Source organism: Nostoc sp. UHCC 0251 (assembly GCF_034932245.1).
Classification (GTDB): Bacteria; Cyanobacteriota; Cyanobacteriia; order Cyanobacteriales; family Nostocaceae; genus Nostoc.
This window is the reverse complement of record NZ_JAYGHD010000161.1, coordinates 1-7,577: the sequence shown is the minus strand read 5'-3', so window position 1 is coordinate 7,577 and position 7,577 is coordinate 1. Positions and strand designations below refer to the sequence as shown.

Genomic DNA, 7,577 nt, shown 5'->3' with positions numbered 1-7,577 from the left:
CTACAAGGATTTTGGTATTATGCAAAATCATTTTCATACATGGAATCAGCAACGCTGAGAAATCAAAGTTTTGAAACCCAGGATCGGTAGCTTTTGTTTGTGTAGATGCGGTTTCTAACCGCCCATTTTGCGTTAAGTTGACTTGTTATTAGCCAAAATTTCTTGCGATCGCTGAATATTTTTACGCACAGATTTAGCCGAAGTATGCAAAGCCTCTGTTTCTTGATCGCTGAGTGTCAATTCCAATACACTCTCAATTCCACCACATCCCAACCGACAGGGAACACCAATCACAACATCTTCTAAACCGTATTCACCTTGCAGATACGCTGCCACAGGCAACAACCGCGACTGATTTAGCAAAATCGATTCTACCATCACACTAGTAGCCGATGCCGGAGCAAAAAAAGCACCACCCGTCTGCATCAATTCCACAATTTCTGCGCCACCATTCCGGGTTCTTTCTACCAAGCGTTCAATTGTCGCTGCATCCAGCAATTCAGTGATGGGAATGCCATTAACGGTAGCATAACGAGACAACGGCACCATTAAATCGCCGTGGCTACCCAATACCATCGCTTTGACATCAGCAGGCAAAACCCCCAATTCTAGGGCAATAAAAGTTTCAAAACGGGCGGAATCTAACACGCCAGCCATACCCATAATGCGATCGCGTGGTAAACCTGTTGCTTGCCAAGCCAAATAAGTCATCACATCCAACGGATTAGTGACGACAATAAAAATAGCATTGGGAGAATGAGCGATCGCATTCTTTGCCGCTTCCACTACAATTTTGGCATTGGTTTTCAGCAAGTCATCCCGGCTCATCCCTGGTTTGCGGGGAAGTCCTGCGGTAATCACCACAATTTGAGAGCCAGAAGTATCAGCATAATTATTTGTGCCGATAATCCGACGATTATGTATTTCAATTCCCCTGGCTTCCATTAAATCCAGCGCCAAACCTTGGGGCATTCCCGCAATAATATCTAGTAAAACTACATCAGCCAGGTTCTTCTCTGCAACGCGTTGAGCTAAAGTACTGCCAACCCTACCCGCACCCACGATGGCGACACGGGGTAAATTACACACAATTGGGGAGTTAGGGGAAGAAGACATAATTATTAAAGTGCAATTTCTATCAACAAGAATTCAGGAGTCAGAATAAATGCTGAATTCTGAATTCTGACTCCTGAATTCTTTATTTATTATTTAAACTCTTCGAGTTGATCCACACGTAACCAAACGTTTGGTGTTGGTACTTTCCCGAACTTAATCAGGGCGTAATCACCTTTGATATCTACAATTTCGCCCTTACTGTCAAACAAATAGGAAGGAAAGCGAGCATCACTGGCTTTTGCTTCCAGACTGTTTTCCAGTTTCTCGCGGATAGCGCGAACCATATCTCCCTTTTTGACTGCCATGAATTCCCCTCTCAATTTTCTAGATACTTATCCGCATTTTAAGAGACTTCCGAGGTAAAAACTCCTAACTCTTGTACAGACGCGATTCATCGCGTCTCTAACTCTTGTACAGAAGCGATTCATCGCGTCTCTCCTGTTTGACACTGTGAGCAAAAGTGACTAGATCGCCCAGCTAACCTAATCCGTTGGATTGGCGTACCACAAACTCGACAGGGTTCTCCAGCGCGGTTATAAACCCAGGCAACACCACCATAATTGCCGTTGACACCCTTAACACTTAAGAAATTACTAAAAGTCGTACCACCAGCTTCAATGCTGGTTTCTAACACTTGAATTATGGCTGTTCGCAAACGCTCAATTTGCTTTAACTGCAAATCTATACATAAGGTTTCAGGTAAAATCCCACTCTTAAACAGGGCTTCATCCGCATAAATGTTACCTAATCCCGCCACCACCGATTGATCGAGTAGCGCAGTCTTAATCGGACGACGGCGATTTTGGAGTTTGAGAGCTAGATATTCAACAGTGAATTCGGGTGAAAATGGATCTGCTGCCAGTGTTGCTAAACCAGTCATAATACTTTCTACAGCAACACCAGGCGGAACCCACCACATTTTCCCGAAGGTACGCTGATCAACAAAGCGTAATTCCTGGTGTTCCCCAAAGAATAATCTAACCCGCGTGTGCTTATGTAATGGTTCATCTCGATGCAGCCATAGTAGTTGACCGGTCATTCGCAGATGAACCCCTAGCCAACTTGTGGAAGAAGAGGAGAGTTCGGCAAGCAGATATTTACCGCGACGATGCCAAGTAGCGATGGCATTCTTTGTAATTCCATCAACAAATTCACCGACAGAAAACGGGTAGGCGATGGTGCGATCGAGCAACACATCTCCACCCGTGATTTCTTGGTTCAGGGTCAATTGATTTAGACCCCTTCGGACTGTTTCAACTTCAGGCAGTTCAGGCATTCAAGCTGATTAAGCAGACAACTTTTATATATTTAAGGGATCAAAAAAGAAGAGATGAGGTAGTACTTACACATCCGTATGTGGCTCGTATTACTACCCAGAGAAACCGTAAATACCCGCAGGGCAGCTTCTCATAGGTTAGGGTAGGCTTGGATGAAAGATGAATGAACTGAAATTTTCAGACTTCATACTTCAGGCTTAAGACTACCCTTCATCATCGCATCAAAATACCCCTTTGTAGGTTTGCTGCTATTTTTTCGGTGGTTTAGCCTTTGGTGCTTCTACCTCTACTAATTCATCCTGAGCAAAGTTGTTGGTATTAATACCAGAGTAATTGACCTTTTCAAAGCGGACAATTACAGGGTATTTGATGCCGCTTTGGTCAATGGAAGCCACAGTTCCTAGATCCTGAAACCAGTAGGATTCAGGGCGGAGAATACGTACTTTTGAACCACGTTGAACCATGATTATTTTCCCTTTTAGTTATCAATCGCCAATCTAGAGGGCTAATTGATTTCACTCTACAACCTGAAGGTCGTTGCTAGAGTCTTTGTTAAGTTATTTGTCTGAATTGGGGATTGGGGATTGGGCATGGGGCAGAGGGGCAGAGGGGAAAAATCTTCTCTTCTCCCCTGCTCCCCTGCTCCCCACTCCCCACCACATCCCAAATTTAAAACTGTATTAGCCCTACTTGACAAGGTACACGTTATAGCGTACCTTCGTTCGCAAACAGTATTTTTGCAAAACTTATGTTTTACTCAATACGAACACACTCCCCTCGTTACCTCTGCCAATTCGCAGATCGTTATCTATATAGGTGATATCTAACCAGCCTTGCTGTCTATCACTCTTGATTGCAAAATCAATCCCCGGAAATTTTCTACCTGCTTCAATTTGTTGGATAAAAGTTACCGGAGAATTGTATTCTATTAAACGTTGTAAGCCGATAATAGATCGCTCAAATTTTACTTGGACACGCCGACCTGAAACTGGCTCAAATTTAGCAGCAACGCTGACTAATCCTTCTAAATAAGGTAAGCCATAAATCTCAGCTATGTTGTAAACACTGGCAGTATCTACCCGGATACACTGATAGATTTGACCTAGTTTGCACAAAGGTAGACGATCTAAGTTTAAAAGAGCCTTGCTAGTGGTGTATAGCAATCGCCAATCGCCATCTAGCAAATTGTTAGCTTCTACCGGACGGGGTGTAGGATTAAAATCTTCTAAATTGGCGATCGCTGCTAAGATACCCTGTTTCTGTGCTTGGGTCGCCAGTAGACCGCGATTTGTCCCAGCGATCGCATCTATAAGAGCCGCTTTTCCCATCATCGCCTGTCACCTCAAAAATCAGTCCCTTCCATCAGCATAAACAAGATATTCATGACCTATGTATAGAGCCATAAAAATTACGAATAATCGCTTGGCATAAGCAATATGCCTATTAAATAAAAAATTTCTATCTGAATGCGGATTTATCAACTAAAGCGTTGAAAAGATAACTAAATTAATCCGTGTCAAGTGATAGACTCTAAATGTCAACTTACGTAAACCTTTTCTTGTCCTCCTCGATATGTTGAACTCTCCATTACGTGAAGTAGCCCGTAATCAGCGAGCCGATGTCATCCCCCTAAAGCAAGAGTCCTCTTTGTTGGACTGGTTGCAAACCAATGGTCGGATCATCGCGCGTGACGTTCACGAACCGGATTTTCAAGATGACGAAGAAGAAATAGACTCCCTGATGGGTGTAGAAGATGGAATTGGCTACGACCTTGATGATGATGACGATGTAGGAATCGCTGAAGATTAGCCTTTTGAGGCTAGTGCCTGCCGCAAGGCGGAAGTTAAAAGTCAAAAGTCAAAAGAATTGTATTTCGGACTTTTGCACCATTTGAAATGGTATGTTTATTTTCGCCGTGCTGTCCTAGGGACTTGGTAGTATCCCTAGTTACTGATATTCAATTTTATAAGTGTGGAGTGAAGGGAAACTTCTGTGGACGCTAAATTATCTCCTGAGCAAGGTTTAAATATTTCTGGAATCGTTCTAGCCTCTTTATTAGCTGTAGGGCTAGGTACAACAGCATTTTTCTTGGATTCGATAGCCAATAGACTACCCTGGCAAAGTATGTCGTTAACCCTGCCACTACTTTTGTGTGCGCTGGGTTCAGGTGTCGTAGGCTATTGGGTAATACCCCTACTTCAAGCACTCAAAACTGGACAAATCATTCGTGAAGATGGCCCCCAAGCGCATCTAAAAAAGGCAGGCACGCCAACAATGGGCGGTATATTTTTTATACCTGTATCTGTGCTGATTGCGTGTATATTATCTAACTTTTCTAAAGAGGTGCTTGCAGTTTCGGCATTGACAATCAGCTATGGATTGATTGGCTGGCTCGACGATTGGCAAATTCTGCGCCGGAAATCAAATAAAGGTATATCTCCCCGCACAAAACTAGCTTTGCAGGTGAGTTTTGCGGCTGTATTTTGTCTATGGCTGATGTTTAATCAACCTTCTAATATTACAAATATTGCTTTGCCTTGGGTGAGCTTCACACTACCCTTAGGATTCCTATTTTGGCCTTTAGCAGGTTTTGTGTTAGTTGCAGAAAGTAATGCGACTAATTTAACAGATGGGATTGATGGCTTGGCAGCAGGAACAGTGGCGATCGCACTTTTGGCATTAGGTGCTTTAGTCGCGCCTACAGCACCTGGGTTAATGGTTTTCTGTGCTGCTTTAAGCGGTGGGTGCTTAGGTTTCTTAGCCCATAACCGTAATCCAGCCCGCGTCTTCATGGGAGATACCGGTTCTTTAGCACTGGGAGGCGCTTTAGCGGCTGTAGCGCTATTGACAAACACCTTAGTAGCTCTGTTCATTCTCAGTGGTATCTTCTTCGTAGAAACTCTTTCAGTGATGGCACAAGTAAGTTACTATAAAGCCACTAAAGGCCCTGATGGCAAAGGCAAGCGCCTCTTCAAAATGGCACCCTTACACCATCATTTAGAACTGACTGGCTGGTCAGAATTGCAAGTGGTTGGAGTATTTTATGTCATCGCTGCTATTTTGGCTGCTATCTGTTTGGCGTAGGCGCAGCCCAACCCAGGCATCGTTCCATTCTGAATCTTTTAAAAAACTGCTTGAATACAAAAAACAACTCCCACATCTTCAGGGAGTTGTTTTTTTATGCTGAGTAAAAATACCAGTCCCCACTGCCTAATTCCTCTTTCATGCAAGGCTTTTAAAACTCGTTTCATCGGGACTGCCTTCTTCAATTAATATACGTATTTACATACTCCATAACTCGATTCTTCCCTGTTCGCTTTGCCTCAAGCATCGCTTGATTTGCCCGATTCAGAAAATCCTTAACCGTAATTCCTGGTTCTGATACAGCTATTCCAAAAGAAGCGGTGATCCTTTCGATGATCTGATCGCCGTCCTTCAATTGCATTTGTTCAACATCTATCCTTAGTTGTTCTACTCGCTTCCTCAAGTTTTCCAGTGTCATATTAGGCATTACAACCACAAATTCTTCACCACCCCATCTGCAAGCAATATCAAAAGAGCGAATAGATTTTAACAGCAGCTTTGCTAATCCCTGAATCACAATGTTGGCAGTCAAATGCCCATAGCGCGAGTTGTAATATTTGAAGTTATCGATATCTAGGAAAATAACACTAAGAGGTTGTCCCGATCGGTCAGCTTCTGCTAGTCTCTGTTCCGTTATGGCTTGCATATAATTTTGATTGAATAGTTGGGTCATCCCATCCCGCAAGTTATCATAAGTTAAACGTTTTTTTATTGATAGATTATTCAGTGCAATACCTAATGTTCTAGCAATAATCTCAGTAATTTGTTGATCTTCTGGGCTGATTTCTTCAGGCGCATCGATGTGTAAAATCCCAACTACTTCGCCTTGTCCAAACAATGGAACACACAAATGTGTGCCGCTAACAGGCTGTATTAAGTGGTTGCACATTAGTCCTGAGTTACACGCCGATAAAAGGTTGAATTTCCCTCTCCGCAAAGCCCAACACTCAGATTGTGAAAATATTTCTTTACTGCTTCTTTTACCTCCCCAACTACTATTCATCTGAACATAATTCTTAGAATTAGCAATTATATAGATAGAACCACTCATATTAGGAAACAGCTTAGAACAGGTTAAAGCAACCACTTGATACACCTCATCTTCAGATTCGCAGCAATAAAGCATATCCGCCATATCTGAGAGATATATAAGTTCTCGTTTTTTTGCCTCTAATTTCAGTGTTTTTTCTTCTAGCTGCCGATTTAAGTCAGTGAGCGATCGCTGTGCTTCAATGGATTCTGTAATATCGATACTAATCCCACCGATGCGGTAAGCACCCGTTGTGTAATCGCTAAAAGGAAACTTAAACGATAGCCAGTAGCACGGCTGATCATCACCAGGTATCTTTACCTCTTCAATCAGCTTCAAGGGGCGTAGAGTCTTCAAAACGACTTGATCGTTTTCCATTACCTGCCGCCCCTCTTCTGGATCTGGCAAGAATTCATCATCGGTTTTCCCCAACCATTCTTCTGGATCTACCGAAAATCTAGACTGTATTTCTTGGTTGTAATAAAGCACTCTAGATTGAGCATCTTTGATATAAGCTCCAAACGGGCCCTGATCTAGGAATAGCCGTTGCATCTGCTGGCTGCGTTGAAGTTCGCGGTTATCTTCTTGAGATTTAGCGATCGCCTCTACAATTTGATAAGCGGTTGGCATCAGGTAGAGTAAAACAAACAAGGAAACAAACGCCATTACATCAAGTACGCCTAAGTGTAACAGCGACACTACCGAATGTGGCTCAAAGATCGCCAGAAGGTGATGAAGTCCGCAAAGTAGTATAAATCCACCTGATAAGAAGAAGGCTAGCCAAAACTTAGAAGGGATAGTTGCTTTAGTTTTGGCAATAAAAACCCATATTAATGTAGGGATTCCAAAGCATGAAAATGCAGTGATGCCGTGAGCAATTATGCAATTCCAGTAAATAGGCTCCATTGTTGACCTGATATTAACATTTCATCGGATTCACTATAATTTTGGGTAGTGTCAAAATGTAAGGATAGAAAGGATGATTTCAGTGCCTCATGCCTTAGTTTTACAAAAGTTATCGTAACTGCCTAGCTAGTAGTAATTGAGGCGAGAAAAACACAGACATTACC

Annotated in this window: 9 protein-coding genes; 2 read left to right on the top strand and 7 right to left on the bottom strand. The window is 42.7% G+C overall.

Annotated elements, in window-relative coordinates; all coding sequences use genetic code 11:
- Positions 1 to 132 precede the first annotated feature (132 nt).
- From mdh to VB740_RS16150, 5 genes are all read right to left on the bottom strand, one after another.
- On the bottom strand, positions 133 to 1,116 hold the full coding sequence (gene mdh / locus VB740_RS16170; protein ID WP_323200987.1) for a malate dehydrogenase: 984 nt from the start codon (positions 1,114 to 1,116) through the stop codon (positions 133 to 135).
- Between the two features lie 89 nt (positions 1,117 to 1,205).
- The gene (locus VB740_RS16165; RefSeq protein ID WP_229473396.1) at positions 1,206 to 1,421 is read right to left on the bottom strand and encodes an NAD(P)H-quinone oxidoreductase subunit O; all 216 of its coding nucleotides are present in this window, start codon (positions 1,419 to 1,421) and stop codon (positions 1,206 to 1,208) included.
- Between the two features lie 119 nt (positions 1,422 to 1,540).
- Positions 1,541 to 2,392, bottom strand: a complete 852-nt coding sequence (locus VB740_RS16160; protein ID WP_323200986.1) for a DNA-formamidopyrimidine glycosylase — start codon at positions 2,390 to 2,392, stop codon at positions 1,541 to 1,543.
- Between the two features lie 249 nt (positions 2,393 to 2,641).
- The gene (locus VB740_RS16155; RefSeq protein ID WP_069073932.1) at positions 2,642 to 2,857 is read right to left on the bottom strand and encodes a photosystem I reaction center subunit IV; all 216 of its coding nucleotides are present in this window, start codon (positions 2,855 to 2,857) and stop codon (positions 2,642 to 2,644) included.
- Positions 2,858 to 3,139: 282 nt separating this feature from the next.
- Positions 3,140 to 3,724: a PAP/fibrillin family protein gene (locus VB740_RS16150; RefSeq protein WP_323200985.1), complete on the bottom strand. Its 585-nt coding sequence runs from the start codon at positions 3,722 to 3,724 to the stop codon at positions 3,140 to 3,142.
- A gap of 241 nt (positions 3,725 to 3,965) precedes the next feature.
- Between VB740_RS16150 and VB740_RS16145 the strand changes: the two genes are divergently transcribed.
- Both VB740_RS16145 and mraY read left to right on the top strand, forming a co-directional pair.
- Positions 3,966 to 4,202: a DUF3134 domain-containing protein gene (locus VB740_RS16145; RefSeq protein WP_323200984.1), complete on the top strand. Its 237-nt coding sequence runs from the start codon at positions 3,966 to 3,968 to the stop codon at positions 4,200 to 4,202.
- Between the two features lie 183 nt (positions 4,203 to 4,385).
- Positions 4,386 to 5,477: a phospho-N-acetylmuramoyl-pentapeptide-transferase gene (gene mraY, locus VB740_RS16140; protein WP_323200983.1), complete on the top strand. Its 1,092-nt coding sequence runs from the start codon at positions 4,386 to 4,388 to the stop codon at positions 5,475 to 5,477.
- A 38-nt stretch (positions 5,478 to 5,515) separates the two neighbouring features.
- Here mraY and VB740_RS16135 read toward each other — a convergent pair whose 3' ends face one another.
- Positions 5,516 to 5,644, bottom strand: coding sequence for a hypothetical protein (locus VB740_RS16135; RefSeq protein ID WP_323200982.1), 129 nt, complete (start codon positions 5,642 to 5,644; stop codon positions 5,516 to 5,518).
- A gap of 14 nt (positions 5,645 to 5,658) precedes the next feature.
- On the bottom strand, positions 5,659 to 7,413 hold the full coding sequence (locus VB740_RS16130) for a diguanylate cyclase (protein ID WP_323200981.1): 1,755 nt from the start codon (positions 7,411 to 7,413) through the stop codon (positions 5,659 to 5,661).
- Positions 7,414 to 7,577: the final 164 nt, after the last annotated feature.